This is a genomic window from Faecalibacterium longum (assembly GCF_040094125.1).
GTDB lineage: Bacteria > Bacillota > Clostridia > Oscillospirales > Ruminococcaceae > Faecalibacterium > Faecalibacterium longum.
Genome location: NZ_JBBNIH010000127.1, coordinates 25,204 through 50,673, shown reverse-complemented (window position 1 = coordinate 50,673; position 25,470 = coordinate 25,204). Strand labels below are relative to the sequence as shown.

The 25,470-nt window shown below is 62.3% G+C and carries 24 protein-coding genes; 1 reads left to right on the top strand and 23 read right to left on the bottom strand.

The window, feature by feature from the left end; translation table 11 throughout:
* Positions 1 to 36: 36 nt before the first annotated feature.
* The 21 genes from AAAU26_RS06410 to AAAU26_RS06310 all read right to left on the bottom strand — a co-directional run bounded on the left by AAAU26_RS06410 (position 37) and on the right by AAAU26_RS06310 (position 20,720).
* Positions 37 to 573, bottom strand: a complete 537-nt coding sequence (locus tag AAAU26_RS06410) for a S1 RNA-binding domain-containing protein (protein ID WP_158388180.1) — start codon at positions 571 to 573, stop codon at positions 37 to 39.
* Between the two features lie 63 nt (positions 574 to 636).
* Positions 637 to 945, bottom strand: coding sequence for a septum formation initiator family protein (locus AAAU26_RS06405; RefSeq protein ID WP_227619137.1), 309 nt, complete (start codon positions 943 to 945; stop codon positions 637 to 639).
* A gap of 49 nt (positions 946 to 994) precedes the next feature.
* Positions 995 to 1,414 (bottom strand): hypothetical protein, encoded by a 420-nt coding sequence (locus AAAU26_RS06400; RefSeq protein ID WP_227619136.1) that lies wholly within the window; start codon positions 1,412 to 1,414, stop codon positions 995 to 997.
* A gap of 38 nt (positions 1,415 to 1,452) precedes the next feature.
* Positions 1,453 to 1,737, bottom strand: a complete 285-nt coding sequence (locus AAAU26_RS06395; RefSeq protein WP_015564274.1) for a YabP/YqfC family sporulation protein — start codon at positions 1,735 to 1,737, stop codon at positions 1,453 to 1,455.
* A 58-nt stretch (positions 1,738 to 1,795) separates the two neighbouring features.
* Positions 1,796 to 2,083: an RNA-binding S4 domain-containing protein gene (locus tag AAAU26_RS06390; protein ID WP_015564273.1), complete on the bottom strand. Its 288-nt coding sequence runs from the start codon at positions 2,081 to 2,083 to the stop codon at positions 1,796 to 1,798.
* Between the two features lie 207 nt (positions 2,084 to 2,290).
* The gene (locus AAAU26_RS06385) at positions 2,291 to 2,563 is read right to left on the bottom strand and encodes an HU family DNA-binding protein (protein WP_472847556.1); all 273 of its coding nucleotides are present in this window, start codon (positions 2,561 to 2,563) and stop codon (positions 2,291 to 2,293) included.
* Between the two features lie 65 nt (positions 2,564 to 2,628).
* Positions 2,629 to 3,318: a MazG family protein gene (locus tag AAAU26_RS06380; protein ID WP_158396569.1), complete on the bottom strand. Its 690-nt coding sequence runs from the start codon at positions 3,316 to 3,318 to the stop codon at positions 2,629 to 2,631.
* A 179-nt stretch (positions 3,319 to 3,497) separates the two neighbouring features.
* Complete coding sequence (locus AAAU26_RS06375) at positions 3,498 to 3,947, bottom strand: zinc ribbon domain-containing protein (protein WP_158402274.1); 450 nt, start codon at positions 3,945 to 3,947, stop codon at positions 3,498 to 3,500.
* A 205-nt stretch (positions 3,948 to 4,152) separates the two neighbouring features.
* Positions 4,153 to 5,088 carry a uridine kinase family protein gene (locus tag AAAU26_RS06370; RefSeq protein WP_227619135.1) on the bottom strand — a complete coding sequence of 312 codons (936 nt, stop codon included), beginning with the start codon at positions 5,086 to 5,088 and terminating at the stop codon, positions 4,153 to 4,155.
* The gene (gene hemZ, locus AAAU26_RS06365; RefSeq protein ID WP_227619134.1) at positions 5,054 to 6,523 is read right to left on the bottom strand and encodes a coproporphyrinogen dehydrogenase HemZ; all 1,470 of its coding nucleotides are present in this window, start codon (positions 6,521 to 6,523) and stop codon (positions 5,054 to 5,056) included. Before hemZ ends, AAAU26_RS06370 begins: the two co-directional genes overlap by 35 nt.
* A gap of 16 nt (positions 6,524 to 6,539) precedes the next feature.
* Entirely contained in the window at positions 6,540 to 7,145 is a 606-nt protein-coding gene (locus AAAU26_RS06360; protein ID WP_158402271.1) for an MBL fold metallo-hydrolase, read from the bottom strand.
* Positions 7,146 to 7,148: 3 nt separating this feature from the next.
* Positions 7,149 to 7,613: a D-aminoacyl-tRNA deacylase gene (gene dtd / locus AAAU26_RS06355; protein WP_015564266.1), complete on the bottom strand. Its 465-nt coding sequence runs from the start codon at positions 7,611 to 7,613 to the stop codon at positions 7,149 to 7,151.
* Between the two features lies 1 nt (position 7,614).
* The gene (locus tag AAAU26_RS06350; RefSeq protein WP_149794135.1) at positions 7,615 to 9,969 is read right to left on the bottom strand and encodes a RelA/SpoT family protein; all 2,355 of its coding nucleotides are present in this window, start codon (positions 9,967 to 9,969) and stop codon (positions 7,615 to 7,617) included.
* Between the two features lie 2 nt (positions 9,970 to 9,971).
* Positions 9,972 to 12,101: a single-stranded-DNA-specific exonuclease RecJ gene (recJ, locus tag AAAU26_RS06345; RefSeq protein WP_227619133.1), complete on the bottom strand. Its 2,130-nt coding sequence runs from the start codon at positions 12,099 to 12,101 to the stop codon at positions 9,972 to 9,974.
* Positions 12,098 to 13,411 (bottom strand): 5-bromo-4-chloroindolyl phosphate hydrolysis family protein, encoded by a 1,314-nt coding sequence (locus AAAU26_RS06340; RefSeq protein WP_227619132.1) that lies wholly within the window; start codon positions 13,409 to 13,411, stop codon positions 12,098 to 12,100. Before AAAU26_RS06340 ends, recJ begins: the two co-directional genes overlap by 4 nt.
* 8 nt (positions 13,412 to 13,419) lie before the next feature.
* Positions 13,420 to 15,015, bottom strand: coding sequence for an NAD(P)/FAD-dependent oxidoreductase (locus AAAU26_RS06335; RefSeq protein WP_207676430.1), 1,596 nt, complete (start codon positions 15,013 to 15,015; stop codon positions 13,420 to 13,422).
* A gap of 4 nt (positions 15,016 to 15,019) precedes the next feature.
* On the bottom strand, positions 15,020 to 16,312 hold the full coding sequence (locus AAAU26_RS06330) for a CdaR family protein (protein WP_158396551.1): 1,293 nt from the start codon (positions 16,310 to 16,312) through the stop codon (positions 15,020 to 15,022).
* The gene (gene cdaA / locus AAAU26_RS06325) at positions 16,309 to 17,208 is read right to left on the bottom strand and encodes a diadenylate cyclase CdaA (RefSeq protein ID WP_149794140.1); all 900 of its coding nucleotides are present in this window, start codon (positions 17,206 to 17,208) and stop codon (positions 16,309 to 16,311) included. Before cdaA ends, AAAU26_RS06330 begins: the two co-directional genes overlap by 4 nt.
* 17 nt (positions 17,209 to 17,225) lie before the next feature.
* Positions 17,226 to 18,389 (bottom strand): 2-C-methyl-D-erythritol 2,4-cyclodiphosphate synthase, encoded by a 1,164-nt coding sequence (ispF, locus tag AAAU26_RS06320; RefSeq protein WP_227619131.1) that lies wholly within the window; start codon positions 18,387 to 18,389, stop codon positions 17,226 to 17,228.
* Positions 18,390 to 18,571: 182 nt separating this feature from the next.
* On the bottom strand, positions 18,572 to 20,254 hold the full coding sequence (locus tag AAAU26_RS06315) for a phospho-sugar mutase (RefSeq protein WP_227619143.1): 1,683 nt from the start codon (positions 20,252 to 20,254) through the stop codon (positions 18,572 to 18,574).
* A 73-nt stretch (positions 20,255 to 20,327) separates the two neighbouring features.
* On the bottom strand, positions 20,328 to 20,720 hold the full coding sequence (locus tag AAAU26_RS06310) for a hypothetical protein (RefSeq protein WP_227619130.1): 393 nt from the start codon (positions 20,718 to 20,720) through the stop codon (positions 20,328 to 20,330).
* A gap of 258 nt (positions 20,721 to 20,978) precedes the next feature.
* Between AAAU26_RS06310 and AAAU26_RS06305 the strand changes: the two genes are divergently transcribed.
* On the top strand, positions 20,979 to 22,523 hold the full coding sequence (locus AAAU26_RS06305) for a YifB family Mg chelatase-like AAA ATPase (protein ID WP_227619129.1): 1,545 nt from the start codon (positions 20,979 to 20,981) through the stop codon (positions 22,521 to 22,523).
* Between the two features lie 53 nt (positions 22,524 to 22,576).
* Here the strand turns inward: AAAU26_RS06305 and AAAU26_RS06300 are convergent, their stop codons facing one another.
* Complete coding sequence (locus tag AAAU26_RS06300; protein WP_227619128.1) at positions 22,577 to 24,019, bottom strand: TrkH family potassium uptake protein; 1,443 nt, start codon at positions 24,017 to 24,019, stop codon at positions 22,577 to 22,579.
* Between the two features lie 15 nt (positions 24,020 to 24,034).
* Positions 24,035 to 25,393 carry a Trk system potassium transporter TrkA gene (gene trkA / locus AAAU26_RS06295; RefSeq protein WP_227619127.1) on the bottom strand — a complete coding sequence of 453 codons (1,359 nt, stop codon included), beginning with the start codon at positions 25,391 to 25,393 and terminating at the stop codon, positions 24,035 to 24,037.
* Between the last annotated feature and the right edge of the window lie 77 nt (positions 25,394 to 25,470).

Genomic DNA, 25,470 nt, shown 5'->3' with positions numbered 1-25,470 from the left:
GGCAGGCCCAAAGCTTCTTCGTCTTGTGCGGACGGCTCAGCGGCTGCCGCGGCGTCCCCGGGGTGCGTAGCCGCCGCCCCGGCGGTTGTTGGTCTCGTGGTCGAGGTCGGCCATCTTCTCTTCGCTCTGGCTCTTGAAGCGGCTCATCATGTCCTCAAAGCTCAGGTTGTCGCTCTTGGCCGGGGCCTTGGGCTGCCAGACGCGGGGCGCTGCGTCCCGTGCCGGGCCGCGTCCGCCCTGGGGACGGCCGCCCTGACCGTTGCGGCGGAAGCCGCCTTCCCGCGGGCCGTTGTTGTTGGGGCGGGGGCCGCGGCCCTCACGCGGAGCGCGGGGTGCCGGCGGCAGCAGCCGCTTGATGGACAGCGCGATCTTGCCGTCCGGTGCCACGTTGATGACCTGCACCTTCACGGTGTCGCCGTCATGCAGCACAGCTGCAATGTCCTGCACATACTCGTTGGACACCTCAGAAATGTGGACCATGCCCACGCGGCCCTCCGGCAGCGCAACGAACGCGCCAAACGGTTTTACGCCGGTGACACGGCCTTCAAAAATATTCCCTACCTCAATCGCCAAAACTCAATACTCCTTGTTGACTAATGTGTTTCCCGCCGGCCGCAAGCCGCTCGGGGCGCGGCATCAGTTGCCCGTCACATCCACGAAGATGCGCTCGTTGGCCGCCGCATAATTGTAAGAGTCCCGCGCGACCCACTCGGTCACATCGTCCGAGTCGCCGCTGAGGATGCGCTGCATCTCCTCGTTCTGGGTCTTCTGCTGGTCGATCTGCTCCTGCAGGGTGTCCAGCTCCGCTTTCTTGGAGCTGAGCGCCACCTGATTCGCGATGTACGCCGCCAGCATACTCAGCAAAAGCAGAAGGAAGAGCAGTTTCAGCACAGCGCCCACGACGGACGCCTTTCTCTTCCGCTTTTTCCGGCCCGGATTTGCCATAACACAGTGCCTCCCGTTTTCGGACAGCAGGCCCAATGCGCCTGTACTCTCACTTTGATACGTTTGAATTATACAACATACGCCGTGGTGTTGGCAAGCTCTTTTTCTGTTTTTTTGCAAGTCTTTTTTCGTTCCGCCGTACTTTGGCGGCGGCGCGGGCAGCTTTCCACGGGGCGATGCACCGGGCGGCGAGCCGCACCGGCCCCAGCAGCAGTTTCCCCGCAAAGGCTTCGGCAGCGGCGAACAGAGGCCGCAGCGCTGCCTGCACCGCCCCGGCGGCGCAGAACGCCGCCAGCGCCATATAGCCCCGCAGCTGCCCGGCCTGACTCTGGGAGACGGCATAGCTCTGCAACGCCATCAGCACGGCTCCCACAAAAAGCATATCCGGCAGGAACGCGGCCCTGCCCCGGGTGGGCAGAACGGCCCGCGCCGCGCCCAGCACACCGCCCAGCACCGCGCAGGCCGCCATCTCCTGCCCCACCGCCCCGGGCGAAAGCGCCGGGCCCATCACCGGACGAGACGGCGCAGAAAGCCGCCCGGCGTATGCTCTGCGGTGTATTCCAGCGTGTCCACCCGGCCTGTAAGCTTGACTTCGCCTTTGTCGAGGTCGAGGCTGGTGACGCTCAGCTCGGCCCCGGTGAGTTCCAGCGTCCCTTTCGAGGTGAGCATCGCCGCCCCCTCGGCGTCGCAGCGGATGACCCGCCGCACACCGGTGACGGTCAGCTTGTTCCGCCCCTCCAGGATGAGGTCATGAGGCAGCGCCTGCTCCGGCTTTGCATCCTGTTGTTTCATGACATTCCCCTCCCCTTTTCTGCCATCTTATGCAGGGCGGGGCGGGGTCATGCCGGATTTACTCAGCTTTCGGGGCGTCGTGGGCGGCTGCCAGCACGTTGTCCTGCTCGATGATCTCGTACATCTCGCGGGCCACGTCCTTGGTGCGGGGCTCCACGTCGGAGAGGACCTTCACCTTGATGGGCCGGTTGCCGAAGGTGACCTCGATGATGTCGCCGGCCTTGACGGCCTGGCTGGCCTTGGCGGTCTTGCCGTTGATGAGGATGCGGCCCGCGTCGGCCACCTCGTTTGCCACCGTGCGGCGCTTGATGAGCCGCGAAACTTTCAGATATTTGTCTAAACGCATTTCTAAACTCCTTGTATCAACCTCTCAGTCTCGCTGTCGCTCGACAGCTCCCCTAGTAGGGGAGCCTCTGGCGAAGAGGCAAAGCTTTACGATATGCCAAAGCCTCCCCTAATAGGGGAGGTGGCACGCCGTAGGCGTGACGGAGAGGTTGTTCCTCTATTAAAAAAGCCGCCGGGCCTAAAGGTTCCGGCGGCGATGGGTTTTCTCTTACAGGGTGTCCTTCAGAGCCTTGCCCGGCTTGAACACGATGCTCTTGGAAGCAGCGATGGTGATGGCCTCGCGGGTGCGGGGGTTGATGCCCTGACGCTCAGCGCGCTCACGCACCTCGAAGGTGCCGAAGCCGGAGATGGAGATCTTCTCACCCTCGGCCATGGCCTTGCCCAGTGCCTCGAATGCAGCGTTGACAGCCATCTCGGCGCTCTTCTTGCTCATCTCAGTGTTTGCCGCAACCTGTGCGATCAGATCGGTCTTGGTCATAATAAAAGCCTCCACAATATTCTCAACATTTTCTATTCGAGCAGACGGTCTGACCGTCTGGTACCCGTTTACGTTTCGTCCGCTTCCAGCCTCTGGGTGAAGCGCTTTGCCGCAAAGGTCAGTGCCTCTTCAGCGTCCACACCGGCCAGACGCATGGCATCGGCGGCGGCCAGCAGCAGCTCACCGGCGTTCTCTGCCGTCTGCTGTGCGTCCCACGCGGCCTTGGCGCTGTCCAGAGTCCTGGCCGCACCGGCGGCATCCTCCGGCCCGCAGCCGAACCGCGCGGCCCGCTTCTGGAGCTTCTGGGCGCGCATCAGGGCGGGCAGGGTGGCCGGGACGGTGTCCAGCTCATCGGCCAGAGTCGTGCGGCCCTTTTCCTTATTTTTGAGCGCATCCCAGCTGTTTATACCAGCATTTTCCGCCGCAGAGGAAGCAAAGATGTTCGGGTGGCGGAAGACCAGCTTCTCGCACACCTCGCGGCAGACCTTTTCCATGTCGAAACGGCCCCGCTCCTCCTCGATGACGGTGTGGAACACCACCTGCATCAGGACGTCTCCCAGCTCTTCCTGCATCATGACAGGGTCGTCAGCGTCGATGGCTTCCAGCGCCTCGCACGTTTCTTCCAGAAAGTTTTTCCGGATGGAAGCATGGGTCTGGACTTTGTCCCACGGACAGCCGTTCTCCCCGTCTCTCAGGATGCGGATGATCTCCACGAGGTCTTCCGCCGTATAGTGTTCCCTCGGCGTCCAGTCCTGCATGGGGCGTCTCCTTTCCGCATTCCGAAAACATCTGCGAACAGATTCAAATTGTACCGCAGAATCTGCCGAAATGCAAGGGTACAAGCGCATTTTCCGGCTTTTTGCGGCAAAATTTTCATTTCATTCACAACAAAAGGCGGCATCCCCCGGGGGACACCGCCCTGCGTGAGCTTTTTAGCTTACAGCTGTGCGCCGCACTTGTTGCAGAACAGCGCGTCGTCCGAGACGGGCGCGCCGCACTGGGGGCAGGTCTTGGCCTCGTTGTCCTCGGGCTTTTCCTCGGCGGGCTCTGCGGCTGCGTCAGCCGTCACGTCGGCGGCGGCCTCTTCCGTATCCTCGAAAGTCGTCTCAATGACGGTATCCGGCTCGAGAGAGGCTTTCAGGTCAGAGAGCTCCTGCTCGATGTTGGCGATCATCTCGATGTATTTGTCCACAAGGGGCTGGTTCTCCTCGTTGCCCTTGGCCAGACTATACACCAGAGCGCCCAGCTGGCGCTGCGCCTTGTACAGCTTGCTCTGCGCGTTCACGATCTTTGCCTGGGTGCGGCCCTTTTCGGCCAGATCCAGCGCGGCATTCTTGCCTTTCTCGGCATACTCGAGGCCCATTTCCTTAATCTTATTGAAGTCCATAAAAGACACCTCACTTGTCTATGCCCGGGGTGGGCAGCACTCCTCTGCGTTTTCTGCTCAGGCTGTCCCTGTGCCGCCGGAGATTATTTTCATTATAGCGCACTCCCGAGGGGAATGCAACGAATCCCACCCAAGTTTTACAGAATCGTGTGGATTTGGAAACAGTTTTTTCGCAATTTGCACACTTTCCGCGTTCTGACGTTTTTTACACTTCACCTGCGTAGAACTCGCGCAGCATACTGTCGGCGGGCAGAAGCTCCAGCTCCACCGGGGCCACATGCTCGAAGCGGCGGGCCGTCTCGTCCCAGAGCTCTGCGTTGTGGCCTTCCAGCGTGAAGCGCTGGCTCACCGGGCGCAGGAGCTTTGCGATGAGGCCCAGCTCGTAGGTGAAGGAAGTGTCCAGCAAAAAGTCTGCCGTAGTCTTGAAGCCCTTGATATACCGGGTCTCGCCGTCGAGGACTCTGTCCCACATGGCGAGGGTCTTGGCGGGGCTGCGGCCCCGGGCTGCGGCATCCCGCAGGGTGCGGCGGCAGAGGCGGATGTCCTGGGTGTTGATGACACGGCGGCCATCAATGCAGTATTCCTCCCGCAGGCCGGCGTAGATGCGGTAGACGTCGTCGCCTTTCACAAGGCCCGTCAGCTCAGGGTTCAGGGCGTGGATGCCCTCCACGATGCAGACGCCGCCCTTGAGGTCCAGCGTCTCCGTCTCGGAAGAGCGGGACTCGGTGGTGAAGTCGTAGATGGGCAGCACGGTCTTTCCGGTGGTGCTCAAATCGCTGAGGCACTGGCGGATGAGGGGCATATCCAGCGTGTCGGGGTTCTCGTAGTCCAGCGTACCGTCGGGCAGGCGGGGGTAATACTGAGCGCCTTTGAAGAAGTTATCCAGACTGATGACATGGGCCGGGGTGCCGGAGGCTTCCAGAGCCTCGGCCACCTTATGAGCTGAAGTCGTCTTGCCGCTGGCCGACGGGCCGGTGAGCATGACGATCTTGGCGCGGGAGTCCCTGATCTTCTGGGCAGCATAGGCCACCCGCTGGCGGTAGCTCTTCTCGCTCATCTCCGCCAGCGCCGCCGGGTTCTGGGCGGCGACGTTGTACAGGTCTATCTCAACCAGACGTTTCGGTACCCAAATCGTGATCATAAAAAACAGCCACTCCTTTTTTCCGTTCCAGCACTTCGTCGAAACGCTGGATGTATTCTGTCGGATACTTGAAATTGAAGATGCGCTGCATCCGCTTGCCGCCGTCGGCCACCAGCTTGGTGCTGCCGCCTGCGCCGGCCGAGAGGATGGTCTGGACTTCTTCCATGATATAGATATTATAATACCCCTCGTGGCCCGGCTTGCACCAGCCCACGTTTTCCAGGTTTTGGAGGGTATTTTTCTGACGATAGAGGTAGTAGGGCCGATAGCCCGCCTCGGCCAGCAGATGGCACTTTTCCAGCATAGCGGCCACATCGGCGTAGTCGTTCTCCTTCTGGTCCTCGATGACGATGCGGGAGGCCCGCTTGAGGGTCAGGGTGTGGACTGTGATGTTCTCAGGGTCGAGGGCGATGGCCTGACGCAGGCTCTTCTCGAACCCTTCCACCGTGTCGCCGGGCAGACCCGCGATGAGGTCCATATTGATGTCGTCGTGGCCTGCGGCCCGGGCCTCGGCATAGCAGTCGAGGATGTCCTGAGCCGAGTGCTTGCGGCCAATGTTCTCCAATACTTCATCCGAGAAGGTCTGCGGATTGATGGAGATGCGGGTCGCGCCGTATTCCTTGATGACGGCCAGCTTTTCGGCGTTGGTGCAGTCGGGGCGTCCGGCTTCCACCGTGTATTCCACGATGGTGGAAAGGTCGAAGCAGTCCCGCACCGTCCCCATGAGCTGGCGCAGCTGCGCTGCCGAGAGGCTGGTGGGGGTGCCGCCGCCGATGTAGATGCTGCAGAGCATCAGCCCGGCCTTGTCAGCCTCGTCCCGGATGGCCTCGACCTCTCTGCACAGGCAGTCCACATAGGGCTGCACCAGCTTGCGGTCACGGTCGAGGTTGCAGCTGACGAAGCTGCAATAGCTGCACCGGGAGGGGCAGAACGGGATGCCGATATAGAGGCTGTAGGTCTTGGGCGCACTGCCTACTTTCAGGATAGGCTCCTGCAAGTCCGCGATGGCCTTGGCCATGCCGTATTTTTCGGGCGAGCAGTCGAAGCGCTTGAGGAAGAAATCGTCGATTTCCTCTTCCGTCCAGCCTGCGGCCCGCTTGTCGTGGACAAGGCGCACCGGGCGGACGCCGGTCATCTTGCCCCAGGGCGGGCGGATACCCGTCCAGCTGCGCAGCAGGTCATAGGTCAGGCTGGCCAGCGCAAATTCCGGCGTCTCGCCGCCCTCTTCCACGGGAATGGGCAGAGGTGCTTCGGCGGTCTGGCTCTTGCCGCCCTGCCGCACCATGGCCCAGAGCTTGTCAGGCCGCTCCTCGGCCCAGACGCAGTCTGCGCCGTCCTCGGGCGGGGTGAGGGTGAGCGGGGCCATTGGGTAGAACAGGCGGACGAGGTGCTCCACCTCGTAGCCCGAGCCGAGGCCCGTGATATAGATATTCATGTGAAATCCCGCCTTTTTATGCGTTTCTCAGCGCATTTTTGATATAGAAGTTGGTGGCGGCCTCCTGCCCGAAGGTGGAGAAATCGCCGTGGCCGGGCAGCACCTGCGCCTCGGCCGGGACGGGCAGGGCCGCGAACTTGCGCAGGCTCTCGTCCATCTTCCGGCTGTCGCCGCCCTCGAGGTCGGTGCGGCCGATGCTGCCCTGAAAGACCGTGTCGCCCACGAAGAGATAGCTCCCGCACAGCAGCACCACGCTGCCCTCAGTGTGACCGGGGGTGTGCCAGACAGTGAAGCTCAGCTCGTCGAGGGGGATGACCTCGCCCTCTTCGTAGCCGCTGTCCGAACCCTTGAGGGGCAGCAGCTGGGTCCCCCGACAGTCGGCGGGCTCACAGTAGAGCTTTGCGCCCCACTCGCGGCTCAGGACCCCCGCACTGCCCACATGGTCGTAGTGGCCGTGGGTGCAGAGGATGAGGCTCAGCTTGCCGCCGTGCTCCTTTAAGATCTTATCGTACTCCTGCACCTCGGCGGCGGGGTCGATGACCACCGCGTTGCCTGCGTCCGAGATGAGCAGGAAGCTGTTGGTGTAAAACGGCGCAGGGCCGACCAGATGAAATGCCTTCATGGTTTATTTTTCTCCTTTATGCCACTCGTCGGTGTCGATGACGATGGTGCAGGGGCCTTCGTTGACCAGAGACACCTGCATATCTGCGCCGAACTCTCCGTGCTGGACATCCTTGAGGCCCTGCCTGTTCATCTCGGCGAGGAACAGCTCGTAGGCGTCCACAGCCAGCGGCGGTCTTGCCGCCTTGATGAAGCTGGGACGGAAGCCCTTCTTCGTGTCGCCGTAGAGGGTGAACTGACTCACCACCAGTGCAGAGTACCCGAGGTCCTTTGCGCTGAGGTTCAGCTTGTCGTTTTCGTCCTTGAAAATGCGCAGGCCCGCGCATTTTTCAGCCAGTTTCGGCACGATGTCGAGAGTATCGGTGTCCTTGACGCCCAGCAGGATAACGAGGCCGGGACCGATGGGGCGCGGCTCGCCGCCGTTGACCCGGACGCTGGCCGAGGATACGGCCTGAATGACTGCACGCATATTAGCTCCTTGTTACCTTGAGCACATCCTTGACTTTGGACAGACGGGCCACGACCCGGTTGAGGTGCTCTGTATTGTTGATGCCGATGGTCAGGCTGATGACGGCACAGTTGTTCTCCACCTGACGGGCGTTCATGGCGTAGATGGGGACGCGGATGTCAGCCAGCGCGGCCAGCACATCGGACAGCAGCTCGTTGCGGTTGAGGGCGATGATCTCCAGACCGGCCTTGTAGCTGTCCTTGACGCTGTCGGCCCAGTAAGCCTTGACCCAGCGGGGGGCGTTGGAGGGGTCTTTCATGCTGGACACCGCGTTGGCGCAGCTCTGCTTGTGGATGGAAACGCCGAAGCCCCGGGTGATGAAGCCCACGATGGGGTCGCCGGGCAGGGGCGAGCAGCACTTTGCAAACTTGATGGGGGTGTTATCGAAGCCCTCCACCACTACGCCGTCAGTGGCGTGGACGCGGCTCAAATCGACCTTCGGCAGATCCTCCACCGACTTGTTCTCAGCAGCCTCGGCGGCCTTGAGCTTCTGCCACTCCTCTTTGAGCTTGGGCAGGCAGTTGGCGATGGTCATGCCGCCGTAGCCGATGGCAGCGTAAATTTCCTCCGCGTTGTTCTGGCGCAGACGACGGCTGCAGCTGCCCACGAACTCATCCAGCTGGTCGTCGGGGATGAATATCATCTCCCGGCGCAGCTCTTTGGCCAGCGCGTCGCGGCCCTGCTGGATGTTCTCTTCGCGGCGCATCTTCTTGAACCAGTTGCGTATCTTGCTCTTGGCCTCGCTGGTGCGCACGATCTTGAGCCAGTCGCGGCTGGGGCCTTTGTCCGCCGGTCCGAGGATGACTTCAATGATCTCGCCCGTCGCCACAACGTGGTCGATGGGGACGATGCGGTTGTTGACCTTACAGCCCACCATCCGGTTGCCGACGGCAGAGTGGATGGCGTAGGCAAAGTCGATGCAGTTTGCGCCCGCAGGCAGATTGATGACGTCGCCCTTCGGGGTGAAGGCAAAGACCTCCTCCGGCAGCAGGTCGCTCTTCAAATCGTGGAGCAGGTTGCCGGAATCCTCGCTGACGCGCTGGTTTTCCAGCAGCTGGCTGACCCATGCCAGCCGCTCATCCAGTTTATCGTGGCCCTCGAGGCCCTCTTTATACTTCCAGTGGGCGGCAACGCCGTACTCGGCCTGCTCGTCCATGGTGCGGGTGCGTATCTGCACCTCAAAGGGGATGCCCTCGTGGCCGATGACGGTGGTGTGGAGGCTCTGGTAGCCGTTGGGCTTGGGGGTGGAGATATAGTCCTTGAAGCGGTTGGGCAGCGGGTGGTACATATCGTGGATGAGGCCCAGGGTGCTGTAGCACTCAGCCAGAGTGTCCAGGATGATGCGCACCGCGTAGATGTCGTAAATTTCATCAAAGGACTTGTTCTGCATGATGGTCTTGCGGTAGATGCCGTAGATGCTCTTGACTCTCCGCTTGATGGTCGCGCCCTCGATGCCGCTCTCCTCGAGGCGGCTCTTGATGACGCCCGACACGCTGGCCAGAAACTCGTCGCCCGCGCGCTCGCTGAGCATCTTGTTGATTTCCTCGTAGCCCACGGGGTCGAGGTAGTGGAGGCTGCGGTCTTCCAGCTCCTCCTTGACGTTCAGGATGCCCAGACGGTTGGCGATGGGAGCGTAGACCTCCATGGTCTCCCGGGCCTTGTCGCGGCGCTTCTGCTCCGGCCATGCGTCGCCGGTGCGCATATTGTGCAGGCGGTCACAGAGCTTGATGATCATGACGCGGACGTCACGGCTCATGGCCAGCAGCATCTTGCGCAGGTTCTCGGCCTGCAGCTCTTCGATATTGGAAAATTGGATCTTGGTCAGCTTGGTGACGCCGTCCACCAGCGCAGCCACCTCTTCGCCGAAAGCGGCGGTCAGGTCGGTCAGCGTGGTGGGGGTGTCCTCCACCACATCATGGAGCAGGGCGGCGGCGATGCTCTCGCTGTCCATGCCGAGGTCCAGCACGAGGCGGGCCACAGCCAGCGGGTGGCAGATATAGGGCTCACCGCTGCGGCGGCAGACCCCCTTGTGGGCGTCGTTGGCCAGGTCGTAAGCCTTTTCTATCATGGCCATATTGTAGGCTTTGCCACTGGCTTTGATGGCCTCCACCAGCTTCTCCCAGGTCACGATCTCGGGCCGCACCTCCGAGGGAAGGGTCCCCTCAGGGGCGTTGGCCGGCAGGGCCGTTGCGGCCACGGTAGCCATCTCCGTCACCGGCACGGGCTGGTGGAGATGGGTCTTTGCAGAGTAGCTGTCCTCTTTCGCCGCAGCCGGTGCTGCGGGCGAGGGGGCGACAGGTTTCTTTCCCTCAGGCATCTTTATCGTTCCTCCAGACATTTCAGGATGGGCGCATCGGCAAGGTTCTTCTTTCCGGTGGCAGGCACGAGTTCCCAGAACTTTGCCCCGGCCCGGTCAGCCGCTGTGATGAGGCCGACCTGTTCCAGCGCGGCGACGGCCACCAGCGTCCGGCCGGTGTTCTCCTCGCCGAGTTTTGCAAACAGGGGCTGCAGGTCTTCGGCGTGCCAGCGCCGCGCCTGCAGCTCCCGATAAACGGTGATGATATGGCTGCGCTCCGGGGCGATGCTCTCCTTCTGCTCCGGCGTCAGGGGCGTACCCCGGCGCAGCGCCTGCACCAGCGCGGCCTGCTCTGCAGCTGTGTTGCCGAGGCCCGCCGGGTGCAGCTCGATGATGCGGCCCGACAGCTGTGCGCCCCGGGGCGAATCGTAGACCGAAAGGCTGATGGCTGCGTCCACGACGTCGCCCGTCGAGTAAGGCACCTGTTCCGGGTGCATCCCGAACCAGACGGCGTAGATGCTGGAATTGCCCTGCCGCAGACGCAGGCGGCAGTGCTTGCCCTCCGAGACGGCGTAGACGCCCTCCACGACAGCCATTTCCAGCACGAAGACCGGGCTGGGGTTGTCGGCACCGTAGGGTGCCAGCTGGTCGAGGCGGCGGACGCTCTCCACCGTCAGACGGTCGAGGTGGACGGACAGATCGCATTCCAGCGGCGGGGTGCGCAGCACGGGACACTCCCGGGCCGCCCAGTCGTTGAGCCGCTGGCGGAGCGTCTGCAGATCCTCTTCCCGCACCGAGAGGCCCGCTGCCATGGCGTGGCCGCCGAAGCGAAGCAGGATGTCGGCGCAGGAGGCGATGCACTCGTGCAGGTTGAAGCCCTGCACGCTGCGGCCGCTGCCCTTGCCCTCGCCGTGCTCATCTACCGACACCACGATGACCGGGCGTCCGGTCTTTTCCACAAGGCGGGAGGCCACGATGCCGATGACGCCGGGGTGCCAGTCTTTGCCCCAGAGCAGGATGACCCGATCTTCGAGGCGTTCCGGCTCAGCGTCCAGCAGCTCCTGCGCAGCTTTGACGATCTCCATCTCCGTCTCCTGCCGCTGGATGTTGATGTCACTCAGCTTATGAGCCAATTCTTCAGCCCGGTCTTCGTCTTCACAGAGCACCAGTTGCAAAGCGGTCACGGCGCTGTCCATCCGGCCCGCCGCATTAAGGCGGGGCGCGATGGCGTAGCTGATGTTCTCTGCCGTCACCGGCTTGCCTGCAAGGCCCACTTCTTCCAAAAGGGCGCAGAAGCCGGGTCTGTCCGTATTTTGCAACTGGCGCAGACCTGCTTTGACGATGGTGCGGTTCTCCCCTGTCAGGGGCATGACGTCGGCCACGGTGCCAACAGCGGCGAGGTCGCCGCAGTATTCCAGCATCTCTTCCGGCGGGCAGCCATCCAGCGCGGCGCAGAGCTTGAAGGCCACGCCCGCGCCGCACAGGCCCTTGAAGGGGCTGTGGTCATCGGCACGGCGGGGGTCCACGATGGCCACTGCCTGGGGCAGGGTGTCGTGGGGCAGATGGTGGTCTGTGATGATGAGGTCGATGCCGAGGCTGGCCGCAAATGCGGCTTCCTCTACGGCAGAGATGCCGTTGTCCACCGTGACGATGAGGCGGCAGCCCTTATCATAAATCGACTGGATCGCGTTCTTCGAGAGGCCGTAGCCGTCGCCCTCCCGGCTGGGCAGCATACACTTGACGGCGGCGCCCATCCCTTTCAGGTGCTGATAGAGCAGGGCCGTGGCGGTCACACCGTCCACGTCGTAGTCGCCGAAGACGACGATCGTCTCCCCCTCGTCGATGGCCCGCAGGATGCGCTCACAGGCTTTATCCATGTCGGTCAGGAGCATGGGGTCGCTCAGCTCTTCTTCGCCCGCCAGAAGGGTCAGCGCCTCGGCGGGGTCGGTGATGCCCCGGGCAGCGAGGATGCCGGCCAGCAGGCCGACTTCTTTCTGCTGGACCGCGAGGACAGAGCGGTACTTTTCCTCGCTCCATTCTTCGTCCATGTTCTGGTATTCCAGCTCTTCGGTGTTCTGCTGGGCGATGGCCGCTGTCAGCTCTTTCAGCGCGGCGCGGTCAACGGTCTTGGTGTTCCAGGCCCGGTAGGTCATCGCAATCCCTCCCCGGCCAGACCATCGTTCGCCAGCATCCCCTGCAGCGCAGCGATCTCGCTGGAAACGTCCAGTGCCATGTCCGACAAAAGCTTATCGTAGAGGTTATCATAAGCCTGATTCAGGGTGTGCAGGATGCCCGCAATATCCCGGCGGATGGCCTCCGCGTTCTCGCCCTGCTGGCTCTGCACGTCGTTGTAGGTGTGCAGGAGCTTGAGGGTGGTGGGGATATAGTATTCCGCAAAGCGGCGGGCCTTAGGCAGGCTCTCAGGGTGGGCTTCCAGCCAGGCACAGATGGACTCGGTGGTCTTCTGCATATGCTGCAACTCCTCCACAGCCCGCTCATCCTCCATGAGTCCCTGCTCCTTCTCGAGCACCTGCGCAAAGCGGCGGGTCGTCTCGAGGTTCAGGGGGACTTCTCCGGCCTGTTCCGGCGCTTTTTCCGGTTCGGGCTGGGGCTGATTTTCCTGTGCAGCGCGGTAGTCCTCTGCCGTCAGGTAGAGCTTGTCGTTTTTCTCGTCCAGCCAGGCACTGAGCCAGCCCTTGTGGATGAATTTCCGCAGCATCTTGAGTGCCTTGGTCTTCTTTTTATGCGTCAGGTCGGCCAGCATGGAGAGGGACAGGCCCTTGTGCCAGTCGAAGCCCTCGGCGGTATCGGCATACAGCTCCAGGGTCTTGGCGGCCTTCATACGGGACGCGCCCGCCGCGGTCAGCCAGCCGAACACAGCGGTCACCGCGGCAGAGAACCACCCCGTCACCGCGATAGCACCCAGTGCGAGATCGCCGATGGCACTGAGGAACGTATCCGCGGTTTCGACGATCACGCCGCCGGACGTGAACGCCCCCGCCGTGCCAAAGCAGGCGATGGCCGTGATGCCGAAGATGACGGCGAAGGTGATGCCGGTCGCCAGCATGGCGACGCCTGCGCTGTGGCGCTTTTTCGCGCTGGTGCGGATATTCTCGATGGCCGTCGGTTCCGGCTTCTTCGCAAAGAAATTACGCGCCCAGTCGGTCATCCCGCTGGCGCTGGCACTGCTTCTGGCCTCCTCAGCCCGCTTCTGGTACTCCTGTTTTCCGGCCTGAAAGGCCCGGCCTGCCTCCGAGATGCCATAACCGGCAGCGTTCACCGCGGCGCGGCCCACATCCCACACACGGTCGCCGATCTCCTCGCCCCGGCCCTCAAAGCCGTGGCGGAAGGAGTCGGACATGGTGTCGCCCAGCTCGCGGAGCTGGCGTTCCAGCTCCTGCTGCACCTGACGGCCCTCGCCGTCCTGCGCCGTGCGGTTAAAATCGTTTTCACGATCAGTCATTCAACTTCTCACCCTTCTGCCGGGCTGTACCGGCTGATGATGGCGCGGGCCACCCGCAGGCCATCGACGGCGGCACTCATGATGCCGCCCGCATATCCGGCACCCTCGCCGCAGGGATACAATCCTGCCAGCTGGGCGCATTCAAAATTTTCTTCCCGTTTCAGCCGCACCGGGCTGCTGGTACGAGTCTCGAGGCCGGTCAGAATGGCCTCGGGGGCGGTGTAACCCGCAATTTTCCGCTCGTAAGCCCGCAGACCGGCCCGCAGGGTGTCGGCCAGTTCGGTCGGCAGCAACGCGCCGAGGTCCGCAGCGACGACGCCCCGGTCATAGGTGGGCTGGACGCGGCCAATGTTCAGCCGGCCCCTGCCCTCCAAAAAGCTCTGGATGTTCTCCGCCGGGGCAGCATACTCTCCGCCGGGACGGCCTGCCGCATAGGCCCGGGCTTCCAGCTCCCGCTGGAAGGCGATGGCCTTCCGGGGATCGTTGCCGAAGTCTTCACCGCCCACGCTGACCACCACGGCCGCGTTGGCATTCCTGCCGCTGCGGGCGTGGTAGCTCATGCCGTTGGTCACGACGCGTCCCTTTTCGCTGGCCGAAGCCACCACCTGGCCGCCCGGACACATACAGAACGTATAAACGCACCGTTTTTCAACGTGCTGCGAAAGCTGATATTCGCCGCGCGGCAGGGCCGGATGGCCCGCCGCCTCGTGGTAGAGGCTCTTTTCGATTTCCGATTGGAGATGCTCTGCCCGGAAGCCGACGCTGAAGGGCTTGCACTCCAGCACGAGGCCGCTGTCCATCAGCATCCCGAAGGTGTCGCGGGCCGAGTGGCCCACCGCGAACACCAGCGCCTCACAGGGGAACGCACCGTCCGTGGTCTGGATGCCGACGAGCTGGCCGTCCCGCCGCTCGAAGCCGGTGAGGGCTGTGTTGAAGTGGACTTCGCCGCCCAGCGACTCGATCTCTTTTCGGATCGAAGTGATGACGCCCCGCAGCAGGTCGGTGCCGACATGGGGCTTCTGCTGCCAGGCAATTTCCTTCGGCGCGCCGTGCTCGAGGAACACTTCGGTCACGAAGCCGCAGAGCTCGTCGCCGATGCGGGTGGTGAGCTTACCGTCCGAGAAGGTTCCGGCGCCGCCCTCGCCGAACTGGATGTTGGCGTTTTCGTCCAGCTCACCGGTGGTGGAGAAATGCTCCACGGCCTTGACGCGCTCGTCCAGCGCCGGGCCGCGTTCCAGCACGATGGGCCGATAGCCCTGACGGGCCAGCAGCAGCGCCGCAAAGAGGCCCGCCGGGCCGAGGCCGCAGACCACAGGCCGGTGCGTCAGCGGCAGAGTGCCGTTCTGCACCGAGAGATCGGTCTTGCCCCGGACGGTAACGCTGCGGGAAGCACCCGCACAGGCGGCCTCTTCCCTCTCCTCTTTCAGGGTCACGGCCACAGTGTACACCAGCTTGGGCTGGCCGTGGCGGGCGTCCACCGAGAGCCGGGCGATGCCCAGATGGCTCACCTTTCCCCGGGGGATGCGGGCGAGGCGGAGGGCTTTTTCGTAGGCCTGCGGCTCCCCGGCGGAGAGGGGCAGGCGAATATCATGGATCAGGATCATATACTCAGTTACTTTCTATCTTGCACTGCACCACATAGCTGCCCAGCGCAAAAATTTTGTCGTTGGCCGGCACATAGAGGCGGCAGGCGATGTTTTGCTGGCCGATGGCGACATAGAAGTCGTCGGCGTCGATCTCAATGACCACCTGTTCCGGATTCAGTGCTTCCAGCGAACCGGCCGGGCCGCAGAGGGTGACGTTCATCAGCCGCTCCGTCTCCACGGTCAGGGTGTAGGTGGAGGGCAGGTTGATGACCTGCACACAGCTGGCGGGCAGGTTCATGGTCTTGGTTTCCAGACGGGAGCTGTCGAAGCTGACCGTGATGCTGGAGATGTTGTCCAGCAGACGGATGCCGCTGGGCAGTTCGATGGGCATTTCGTACACCTTATCCAGTGCAAAGGTGGAAAGGTCGATGGTACCCACCGACAGGGTGGACAGACGGTCGATCTGGGACTCCGGGCCGGCCACATTGAGGGTCTTTTTGCTCAGGGAGTAGACCAGCACCGAGGGGTCAAAGTCGCGGGGCGCGTTGATAAAGCTGACTTCCACCGGCAGGGTGGCCAGCTTATACACCTGCAGCGTGACCTCGACGCTGTCCGTTTCCAGAGTAGTATACTCAAATTCCACCTCCCTGCCGCTGCGGGTGTAAAAACGCAGGCTGGTATCCAGAGTGACGGGGCTGGTCAGCTCGCCGTTGTAGGTCACCTCGGCGGTGCAGGTCTCCACCTGGCTCAGCTCGGTGCTGGGTCCGGAGAGAGTCACCGTCTCCTTCGAGATGTCGGTGCCGTAGAGGATATAACCGTCTGCTATCTTCAGGTAATTCGTCGTCACCTGGATGGGCAGGGTCTTTTCTTCCACCACATCGAACACCACGTCCACGGTGTTGTCGCCGTCGATGGAGACGGACACACCGGTGAGCAGGGTGCTCTGGCTCCGCACCTGAAGGCGCAGGCTCTTTTCGCCGCTGTCGCGGACGCTGGACCAGTCGGGGTAGACGACAAAGTCGTTGGCCGACAGGCTGCCGATGGTGTAGCCGTCGCCGGAAAGCTTCAGGTTGACCGTTTTTTCCTCTGCATTGACGATGCTCAGGCCCCGGGAAGTGTAGGCAGCCGAATCATAGGTAAAGTCCACCGGAACATTATAGATGGTGGTGGTGGTGCCGGGCTGCACGACGATGGTGACAGCCATCCACGCGATGACTGCACCCAGCAAAGAAAGCAGGAGCCGGATGCGGCGGTCGTTCAGCAGATTGCGCTTGGGGGGTACGGCAGGCTTGCCGTTGTTCTGCTCAGTGCTCATTGCTGCTCATCCTCCTCCTTGTTGTTCACCCAGTTCAGCAGGCGCTTGCCCCGGGCCTTCCAGCCCTCGGCAGCGCTCTTCTCGCTGGCGGTCTCCTTGGGTATCATCTCATCCACCAGCCGGGTGTAAAGGGTCTGACGGTCAAAGTGGCGCATGAGCACACCGTTTTTCGCCATCGAGATGATGCCTGTCTCCTCGCTGACCACGATGGCGATGGCGTCGGAGTTCTCGGCGATGCCGAGGCAGGCGCGGTGGCGGGTACCCATGTCCTTGCCCAGGTCCAGGTTGTTGGAAAGGGGCAGCACGCAGCCTGCGGCCTTGATGCGGCCATCCTCGATGATGGCTGCACCGTCGTGGAGGGGGGTACCCTCGTAGAAGATGGTACCCAGCACCTCGAGGTTGACTGCGCTGTTCACGGGCGTGCCGGTGCGAACGATCTCAGAAAGGTTGGTGTTCCGTTCCAGCACGATGAGCGCGCCGGTCTTGGTCTCCGAAAAGCGCTCTGCCGCGTCGCAGATGGCGATGATGGCGCTGCGCCACGCGCCCTTGAGGCTGGTGTCGTTGTAGCGGTTTTTATTGAAGAAGCGATAGGCCCACTGGTCGGTCTGGCCCATCCGCTCCAGCGCACGCCGTATCTCGGGCTGGAACAGCACCACCAGCGTCAGCAGACCGACTTGCAGCAGCGAATTGAGCAGCCAGGTGACGGTGCGCATATTCAGGATGTTCGCCACCAGATAGACCGCCATGACGATGAGCGCGCCCTTGGCCAGCTGGCCGGCGCGGGTGCGGTTGACGAAGCCCAGCAGCTGGTAGATGAGGAACGCGATGATGAGGATGTCCAGCAGGTCTACCAGCTTGAAGGTCTGGAAGTTTGCTACGATAGAGTTCAGAGTCATGGGTCACATTCTCCCGTTCACACTGCTTCGATGAGGGCGACGGCGTGGGCCGCGATGCCCAGCCCCTCGCCGGTAAAGCCCAGATGCTCCTCGGTGGTGGCTTTGACGCTCACGGCGTCCACCGGCATCCCGAAAGCCTCGGCCAGCTTTGCCCGCATGGCCGGGATGTGGGGGGCCAGCTTCGGGCGCTGGCAGAGGATGGTGGCGTCGATGTTCTCGATGCGCCAGCCGTGCTCGGTCATGATTTCTGCCACACGGCGGGCCAGCATGAGACTGTCGGCACCGGCGTACTCTTCCGCCGTATCGGGGAAGTGCTGGCCGATGTCGCCCAGCGCCGCTGCGCCCAGCACGGCGTCCATGACCGCGTGGGCCAGCACGTCGGCGTCTGAGTGGCCCAGCAGGCCCTTTTCATACGGCACTTCCACGCCGCCCAGGATGAGCTTGCGGCCCTCCACCAGACGGTGAACGTCGTAACCATGACCAATGCGCATTTTCTTTCCTCCGTTCTCGGTCCGGGGCAGATCCTCCCGGGTGGTTATCTTGATGTTTGCGTAGTCGCCCTGTACCAGCTCCACCGGACGGCCCGTCAGCTCGAACAGGCTGCAGTCGTCGGTGACGAGGCGGGCGCTGGCCTCGTCCAGTTCATCCAGCGCCGCCAGATAGGCTGCGCGGTCGAAGCACTGGGGCGTCTGCACCGCATAAAGGGTGCTGCGGTCGGGGGTGTTCTCCACCATGCAGCCTTCCGGCACAGTCTTGCCGTTTCCGCCCTTCGCCTGCTTGATGGTGTCCTTCACCGGCACTGCCGGGGCGGCGGCACCGCAGCGGGCAGCGGCCGCTATCGTGTCGGCGATAACGCTCTGGCTTACGAAGGGCCGGGCCGCGTCGTGGACGGCCACCAGTTTGCCGTGGGCAGCGGCCACGCCGCTGCGGGCGCTCTCGGCGCGGGTCGAGCCGCCCTTCACCAACCGCACCGGCTTTTTGCAGCGGGCAGCGGCCCGCTGGGCATTCTCACTGGACGCGCCGGTCACGATCACCAGCTCGTCCACCTCCGGACACTCGTCAAAGGCCCGGACGCTCCGCTCCAAGACGGTCTCACCGCCCAGATCGAAGCTCAGTTTATCAAATCCCATCCGGGTGGAAGAACCCGCCGCCACCAGGACTGCCGTTACACGATGTTCCAATTTCTTACACCTGCCCCATTTTATTCCTGCCCCGTGCCGCACTGCACAGAGCATATTATTATTCATTGAATATTATAGCGTATCCACCCACAAACTGCAACTGCCCACCCCCCATCAAAAATGCCCCCGTGCAGCACTTTTGGCGCTGTACGGGGGCATAAATTTTCTATGAAATTTCTGCGTTATGCGAGGATGGGCTCGATGGCAGCTGCCAGAGCATCCTTCTGAGCCTGAGCCTCGGCCAGGTCCTTGCCCAGAGTGGTGAAGTAGGTCTTGATCTTCGGCTCAGTGCCGGAGGGACGGACGACCACGGTAGCGCCGTTGTCCAGAGAGTAGATAAGGACGTTTGCGGCGGGCAGGCCGGTCTCTTCGGGCTTCTTGTAGTCGGTGATTTTGACCACCTTGTGGCCGGCCAGCTCGGTGAGGGGCTTGTCACGCAGCTTCTGCATGATGGAGGCCATCTTCTCCATGCCGGTCAGGCCGGGGAACTCGAAGCTGTCCACCTTGTTCAGGTAGCGGCCATATTCCTTGTAGATCTCTTCCAGACGCTCCTTGATGGAGGAACCGATGCTGCGGTAGTAAGCGGCCATCTCGCAGATGAGCATGGAGCCGATGACGGCATCCTTGTCACGGACATAAGGACCGGCCAGATAGCCGTAGCTCTCCTCGAAGCCGAAGATGAAGCGGTCCACTTCACCGGCAGCTTCCAGATTTGCGATCTGGTCGCCGATCCACTTGAAGCCGGTCAGCACGCTGCGCATCTCAACGCCGTAGTGGGCGGCGATGGCATCGGCCAGCGGGGTGGAGACGATGGACTTGACGGCGACGGGGTCCTTGGGCATGGTACCCTTCTCGATGCGGCCAGCGCAGATGTAATCCAGCAGCAAAGCGCCCATCTCGTTGCCGGAGACCAGCTCATAGCTGCCGTCCGGACACTTCATGGCGATACCCACGCGGTCGGCGTCGGGGTCGGTGGCCAGCATCAGGTCGGCGCCGGTCTTGGTGGCGAGGTCGAGGCCCAGCTTCAGAGCCTCGAAGATCTCAGGGTTGGGGTAGGAGCAGGTGGTGAAGTAGCCGTTGGGGTACTCCTGCTCCGGCACGATGGTGATATCGGTGATGCCCATGTCGTTCAGAACGTGGGTGACCGGCACCAGACCAGAACCGTTCAGCGGGCTGTAGACCAGCTTCAGGCCGGCGGTCTTGCACAGGCCCGGGCGCACCTGACGTGCCTCGATGGCGGCGTAGAGGGCGTTCTTGCAGTCGTCGCCCACAAAGCGGATGAGGCCCTGCTCGACGCCTTCGGCAAAGGAGATGTACTTTGCGCCGGTCAGGACATCGGTCTTCTGGATCTCGTCATAGACGATGGCGGCGGCGTCATCGGTCATCTGGCAGCCGTCGGGGCCGTAGGCCTTGTAGCCGTTGTACTTGGCGGGGTTATGAGAAGCGGTGACCATGATGCCCGCATTACACTCATAGTAACGGGTGGCAAAGCTCAGGGCCGGGACAGGCATCAGAGCATCATAAATGCGCACCTTGATGCCGTTTGCGGCCAGAACACCGGCGGCAGTCTTGGCAAAGACGTCGCTCTTCAGGCGGCTGTCATAGCTGATGGCCACGGTCTGGTTGCCGCCCTGGGTCTTGACCCAGTTTGCCAGGCCCTGGGTGGCCTGACGCACGACGTAGATGTTCATGCGGTTGGTGCCAGCGCCCAGCACGCCGCGCAGGCCGGCGGTGCCGAATTTCAGTGCAACGGCAAAGCGGTCCTTGATCTCGTCGTCATTTCCCTCGACCTTGGCCAGCTCCGGCTTCAGATCTGCGTCCTCCAGATCCGCTGCCAGCCAGCGCTTATACTCATCCTGATACATATTGCACACCTTACCTTTGTAATTTTTGACCATAATGGACAAATTCATCCAAGTCTACTTATAATATAAGCTTTTATACGCTTTGTGTCAATTCAGGATTATGTACCAAGTTTTCCCCCTCAAAACCAGCAAATGCCACAAATCGTGCAGGCTTTCCGCTCTCCTGCTGCCCATTTGCAGCCGTGCAGGTCCAGTACACCTGCCCTGCGTCGTCCAGTACATCCAGCCAGTGGCCCAGCCCTACTCCATTTTCGCACAGATACCGCATCAGGGACATCAGCCGCCCGAAGTCGCCCACCGGGCAGATGACCTGCTCCGTGACACACTCTTCTCCCTGCTGCCGCCGCACTGCCAATACAACTCCCTCTTCCTCTACGCTTGCGCTGTAGTACAGCGTGTGTGCAAGCTGAAAGCCTTCGATACTGGAATAGGGCCTGGTGTAACAGCAGTACTCTTTCGCAACCATAAGATTCTTCCTCCAATCGCAGATAGCCCGCGTTTCGTTGACATCTCACATGCCCTCTAATATAATAGATTCAAACAGAAAATTGTGTCGAACTTGGGCATCTGCGCCCTATCTTTACCATTTCTTAGTCAGTTTTTAGTCAACCATTTCATTCATTTTGTCTGTTATCTTGGAATAAATTTCGAAGCACCGTAAAAAGTTCTATTGTCCCCTTTTATGGATGGTTTCTGCCGCCCCATCGGGCAGAAAGGAGCGCCCATGTACGCAGTCCTCAAGAGCTTCGGCCTCAAGGGCCTCAACGGCTTCCCCGTGGAAGTCGAGGCCGACATCTCGGGCGGGATGCCCGCCCTCTCCATCGTCGGCCTGCCGGACTCCGCCGTCCGGGAGAGCGGCGACCGCGTCCACGCAGCCCTGAAAAATCTGGGCTTCAAGTGGCCTGACCGCCGCATCACCATCAACCTCGCTCCCGCCGACGTCCGCAAGACCGGCCCGGTGTATGACCTGCCCCTGCTGCTGGCGGTGCTGGCCGCTTCCGGGCAGTTGGAGCCGCCGCCGAAGGACACGGCCTTTCTGGGGGAGCTGGCGCTGGACGGCAGTCTCCGCCCGGTGTCCGGCGTCCTGCCCATGGCGCTGGAGGCTGCCGCCGGCGGTGTGCGGGCGCTCTATGTCCCCGCCGAGAACGCTGCCGAAGCCGCTGAGGCCTGCGGAAGCGAAATGCAGGTCTACCCTGCAGCAACGGCCCGTCAGGTCGTGGACGCACTGCGGGGCATCCAGCCCATTTCTCCCACGGCTCCGGTTCCCTTCGACCCTGCCGATGCGTGGAGCCACGTTCCCGATTTCGCTGACGTCTGCGGCCAGCCGCTGGCCCGCCGGGCGATGGTCATCGCGGCTGCGGGTGGACACAACGTCCTGCTCGTCGGTGCGCCCGGCACCGGCAAATCCATGCTGGCCCGCCGCCTGCCCGGCATCCTGCCGCCCCTGACCCGGGAAGAAGCCGTGGAGACGACGAAAATTTATTCCATCGCCGGGCAGATGCCCGCAGGCCGGGGCCTCGTGACGGCACGGCCTTTCCGCAGCCCCCACCACTCGGCCAGTTCGGCTGCGCTGGCGGGCGGCGGGGCGCAGTTCCGCCCCGGCGAGTGCAGTCTGGCCAACTGCGGCGTCCTCTTCCTCGACGAACTGCCCGAGTTCTCCCGCGAGAGCCTCGAAGTGCTGCGCCAGCCCCTCGAGGACGGCTGCATCACGGTCAGCCGAGCCGCCGGAAGCGCCACTTATCCCAGTCGCTTCCAGCTCGTCGCCGCCATGAACCCCTGCAAATGCGGCTACTACGGCCACCCTACCCGGGCCTGCACCTGTTCGCCCAGCGCGGTGCGGCAGTACCGCAGCCGGGTGTCCGGCCCGCTGCTGGACCGCATCGACCTCTGCGTCGAGATGGACCCGGTGGCCTTCGATGAACTGCATGGCGCTGCCCCTTCCGAGAGCAGCGCCGAGCTGCGGAAACAGGTCCTTTCTGCCCGGGCCATCCAGGCCCAGCGGTACGCTGCTCCCGGCTACGAGGATGTGCGCTGCAACGCCCAGCTCACCGCCGGGCAGGTGCGGCGCATCTGCCGGATGACCCCCGCTGCTGAACAGCTCCTGCGGGCCTCCTACGAGACGCTGGGCCTTTCGGCCCGCGCCCACGACCGCATCCTCCGGGTGGCCCGCACCATTGCCGACCTCTCCGGCAAGCGCCTCCTCGACGAGGATTCGCTGCTCGAGGCTCTGCAATACCGTGCGCAGGAAAAGGTCGATCTGACGTTCTGATACAGACAAAAATCCCCCGGCTGGACCGGGGGATTTTTTGCGTTATAAAACTTTTAGAATCTTCTCCACGCATCGGGCAGGAAGAGCACCAACATCGGGAAAATTTCCAGACGACCGGCCAGCATATCGAAGATGAGCACCAGCTTTGCAAAGTTGGAGTAGGCCCCGAAGTTCATCATGGGACCCACCTGATTGAGGCCGGGGCCGATGTTGTTCAGGGTGGCGGCGACGGAGGTGAAGTTCGTCACCATGTCAAAGCCGTCCAGACTGACAAGCATGAAACTCGCCGCAAAGATGAAGATGTAGGCCGCCAGAAAGACGTTGGTGGTGCGGATGGTCTCATGATTGACCAGCTTGCCGTCCATCCGGACGGGGGCCACCACCTGCGGGTGGAGAGCCTGCTTCAGCTCCTTGCCCAGCGTCTTTCCCATCAGGAGGAAGCGGCTCACCTTGATGCCGCCGCCAGTGCTGCCCGCGCAGGCGCCCACGAACATCAGCAGCACCAGCACCTCTTTTGCCAGCGTGGGCCAGAGGTCGAAATCACAGCTGGAAAAGCCGGTGGTGGTAATGATGGAGCCGACCTGGAAGGCCGCATGGCGCAGCGCCTCGCCGAAGGTGCCGTAGAGGCTGCGGATGTTCACCGTGATGACGGCCACCGCCGCCAGAATGATGGCAAAATAGGCGCGGACTTCCTCGCTGGACGCTGCGCGGCGGAACCGGCGCAGCAGCAGCAGGAAATACACGTTGAAGTTGACGCCGAAGAGGATCATAAAGACGGTCACGACCCACTGGATGTAGGGCGAGAAGCTGGCAAAGCTGTCGTTTTTGAAACCGAAGCCGCCAGTACCCGCCGTGCCAAAGGCCGTGAGCAGAGAGTTGAACACATTCATTCCGCCCGCCAGCAGGAAGCAGAACTCCACCACCGTGAGCGCGAAATAGATGCCGTACAGGATCTTGGCCGTAGACTGCACCTTCGGCACCAGCTTGTCCACCTGCGGGCCGGGGCTTTCCGCCTTCATCAGGTTGACGTGGGAGCCGCCGGTCAGGGGCAGCAGGGAGAGCAGGAACACCAGAACGCCCATGCCGCCGATCCAATGGGTGAAGCTGCGCCAGAACAGGATGCCGTTGGGCAGGCCCTCCACACCGGGCAGGATGCTGGCACCGGTGGTGGTGAAGCCCGAAACGGTCTCAAACATGGCGTCCACGGGATTCGGGATGCAGCCGGTGAGGACGAACGGCACTGCACCCATGATACTGATGGTGATCCAGCTCAGGGCGGTGGCCGCAAAGCCCTCCCGCATATAGAACACCTTGCTGCGGGGCTTGATGGTCCGCAGGGCAAAACCCAGCGCCGCACTGATGGCCGCCGTCAGCAGGAACACGCCCATGACGGCCCACTCGGCGTAGATGAGGCTCGTCACCGCCGGGAGCAGCAGCAGTGTACCCTCTATCATCAGGATGTAGCCCAGCAGACGAAAGACGATCGCATAATTCATACGTCCTGTCCCCCGTTACTCTTCCACGATGTCCCGCAGGTCGTGCAGGCCGTGTTCCAGCGTGACGACGATGACGTTGTCGCCCACCTGGATCTGGTCGCCGCCGCGGGGGATGAGGATGTTGTCGCCGCGGGTGATGCAGCAGAGCAGCAGATTCTTTTTCAGATGCAGCTGGCTCAGCGGCACGCCGGTGGCCCGGCTCTCCTCATGGACAGTGAATTCCAGCGCTTCCACGCGGTCGTCGAGGATGCGGTAAAGGGTCTTGATGTTGTTGCCAGCCTCGTTCTGCAGGGCGCGGACGTACTGCACGATGTAGTCGCAGGTCATGTACTTGGGGTAGACGATACTGCCCAAATCGAGCCCGGCCAGAATATCGTCGAACTCGAGGCGGTTGATCTTCGTGACCAGCTTGCCCTTGGAGTGCTTTTTCGCAAACAGGGTCAGCAGCACGTTTTCTTCGTCGATGTTGGTCAGAGCCACGAAGGCTTCGGTGGATTCCAGACCTTCCGAGAGCAGGAAGTCGCGGTTGGAGCCGTCCTCGTTCAAAATTTGTGCCTCAGGCAGGGACTCGGCCAGAACATTGCAGCGGGCCGGGTCCCGCTCGACGATGCGGACGCGGACGTGATTTTCCAGCAGCTCCTGGCTCAGGTAATAGGCGATGGCACCGCCGCCCACGATGAGGGCGTTGCGCACCGGCCGCACCGGCATATTGATACGCTGGAAGAACTCGTGGGCCTTTTCCTGCGTGGCGAGGAAGGTGACCTGGTCGCCGTTCTGCAGCACAAAGTTACCGTTGGGGATGATGACCCCGCCGTCACGCTCCACCGCGCAGACCAGAATGTCGCTCTTGAGGCGGGTGGGGATCTCATGAATGGCCACGCCGTCCAGCCCCTGCCGCTCGGTCAGCGCAAACTTGATGAGCCGCACGCGTCCGCCCGCGAAGGTATCGATCTTGCTTGCGCCCGGGAAGCGCAGCAGGTGAGAGATTTCCTTGGCCGCTGCCATTTCGGGGTTGATGATGGCCGAGATGCCGATCTGCTTCTTGATAAAGTCCAGCTCATGGCTGTAAGACGGGTTGCGCACGCGGGCGATGGCGTGGCAGTGGCCCGCCTTTTTGGCGAACATGCAGCACAGCAGGTTCAGCTCGTCCGATCCGGTGACTGCGATGAACACGTCCGCTTCCTCCACGCCCGCCTCAGACAGGGTGATGATGGACGAGCCGTTGCCGAGAATGCTCATCACATCGTAGGACTCCCCGATATGCTCCACACGGGCCTTGTTCGTATCGATAACGGTCACGTTGTGACCCTCTTCACTGAGCTGCCGCGCCAGCGCTGTGCCGACTTTGCCGCCGCCCACCAAAACGATCTTCATAGAATAACCCTTTCTCTTCTCCTGCGCCGTCTGGGCGCTATTGAGTAGATTATACCACATCCCGGGCAAAACATCTA

What these genes read in the sequence shown, in the direction of transcription:
- dtd (WP_015564266.1), bottom strand. Translation starts at nt 7,613, where the DNA reads ATGCGTGCAGTCATTCAGGCCGTATCCTCGGCCAGCGTCCGGGTCAAC.
- cdaA (WP_149794140.1), bottom strand. Translation starts at nt 17,208, where the DNA reads ATGACTCTGAACTCTATCGTAGCAAACTTCCAGACCTTCAAGCTGGTA.
- trkA (WP_227619127.1), bottom strand. Translation starts at nt 25,393, where the DNA reads ATGAAGATCGTTTTGGTGGGCGGCGGCAAAGTCGGCACAGCGCTGGCG.
- AAAU26_RS06390 (WP_015564273.1), bottom strand. Translation starts at nt 2,083, where the DNA reads ATGCGTTTAGACAAATATCTGAAAGTTTCGCGGCTCATCAAGCGCCGC.
- AAAU26_RS06330 (WP_158396551.1), bottom strand. Translation starts at nt 16,312, where the DNA reads ATGAGCACTGAGCAGAACAACGGCAAGCCTGCCGTACCCCCCAAGCGC.
- hemZ (WP_227619134.1), bottom strand. Translation starts at nt 6,523, where the DNA reads ATGAATATCTATATCACGGGCCTCGGCTCGGGCTACGAGGTGGAGCAC.
- AAAU26_RS06370 (WP_227619135.1), bottom strand. Translation starts at nt 5,088, where the DNA reads ATGATCACGATTTGGGTACCGAAACGTCTGGTTGAGATAGACCTGTAC.
- AAAU26_RS06305 (WP_227619129.1), top strand. Translation starts at nt 20,979, where the DNA reads ATGTACGCAGTCCTCAAGAGCTTCGGCCTCAAGGGCCTCAACGGCTTC.
- AAAU26_RS06400 (WP_227619136.1), bottom strand. Translation starts at nt 1,414, where the DNA reads ATGGCGGCCTGCGCGGTGCTGGGCGGTGTGCTGGGCGCGGCGCGGGCC.
- AAAU26_RS06360 (WP_158402271.1), bottom strand. Translation starts at nt 7,145, where the DNA reads ATGAAGGCATTTCATCTGGTCGGCCCTGCGCCGTTTTACACCAACAGC.
- AAAU26_RS06380 (WP_158396569.1), bottom strand. Translation starts at nt 3,318, where the DNA reads ATGCAGGACTGGACGCCGAGGGAACACTATACGGCGGAAGACCTCGTG.
- AAAU26_RS06340 (WP_227619132.1), bottom strand. Translation starts at nt 13,411, where the DNA reads ATGACTGATCGTGAAAACGATTTTAACCGCACGGCGCAGGACGGCGAG.
- AAAU26_RS06310 (WP_227619130.1), bottom strand. Translation starts at nt 20,720, where the DNA reads ATGGTTGCGAAAGAGTACTGCTGTTACACCAGGCCCTATTCCAGTATC.
- AAAU26_RS06375 (WP_158402274.1), bottom strand. Translation starts at nt 3,947, where the DNA reads ATGGACTTCAATAAGATTAAGGAAATGGGCCTCGAGTATGCCGAGAAA.
- AAAU26_RS06405 (WP_227619137.1), bottom strand. Translation starts at nt 945, where the DNA reads ATGGCAAATCCGGGCCGGAAAAAGCGGAAGAGAAAGGCGTCCGTCGTG.
- AAAU26_RS06395 (WP_015564274.1), bottom strand. Translation starts at nt 1,737, where the DNA reads ATGAAACAACAGGATGCAAAGCCGGAGCAGGCGCTGCCTCATGACCTC.
- AAAU26_RS06300 (WP_227619128.1), bottom strand. Translation starts at nt 24,019, where the DNA reads ATGAATTATGCGATCGTCTTTCGTCTGCTGGGCTACATCCTGATGATA.
- AAAU26_RS06335 (WP_207676430.1), bottom strand. Translation starts at nt 15,015, where the DNA reads ATGATCCTGATCCATGATATTCGCCTGCCCCTCTCCGCCGGGGAGCCG.
- recJ (WP_227619133.1), bottom strand. Translation starts at nt 12,101, where the DNA reads ATGACCTACCGGGCCTGGAACACCAAGACCGTTGACCGCGCCGCGCTG.
- AAAU26_RS06350 (WP_149794135.1), bottom strand. Translation starts at nt 9,969, where the DNA reads ATGCCTGAGGGAAAGAAACCTGTCGCCCCCTCGCCCGCAGCACCGGCT.
- AAAU26_RS06315 (WP_227619143.1), bottom strand. Translation starts at nt 20,254, where the DNA reads ATGTATCAGGATGAGTATAAGCGCTGGCTGGCAGCGGATCTGGAGGAC.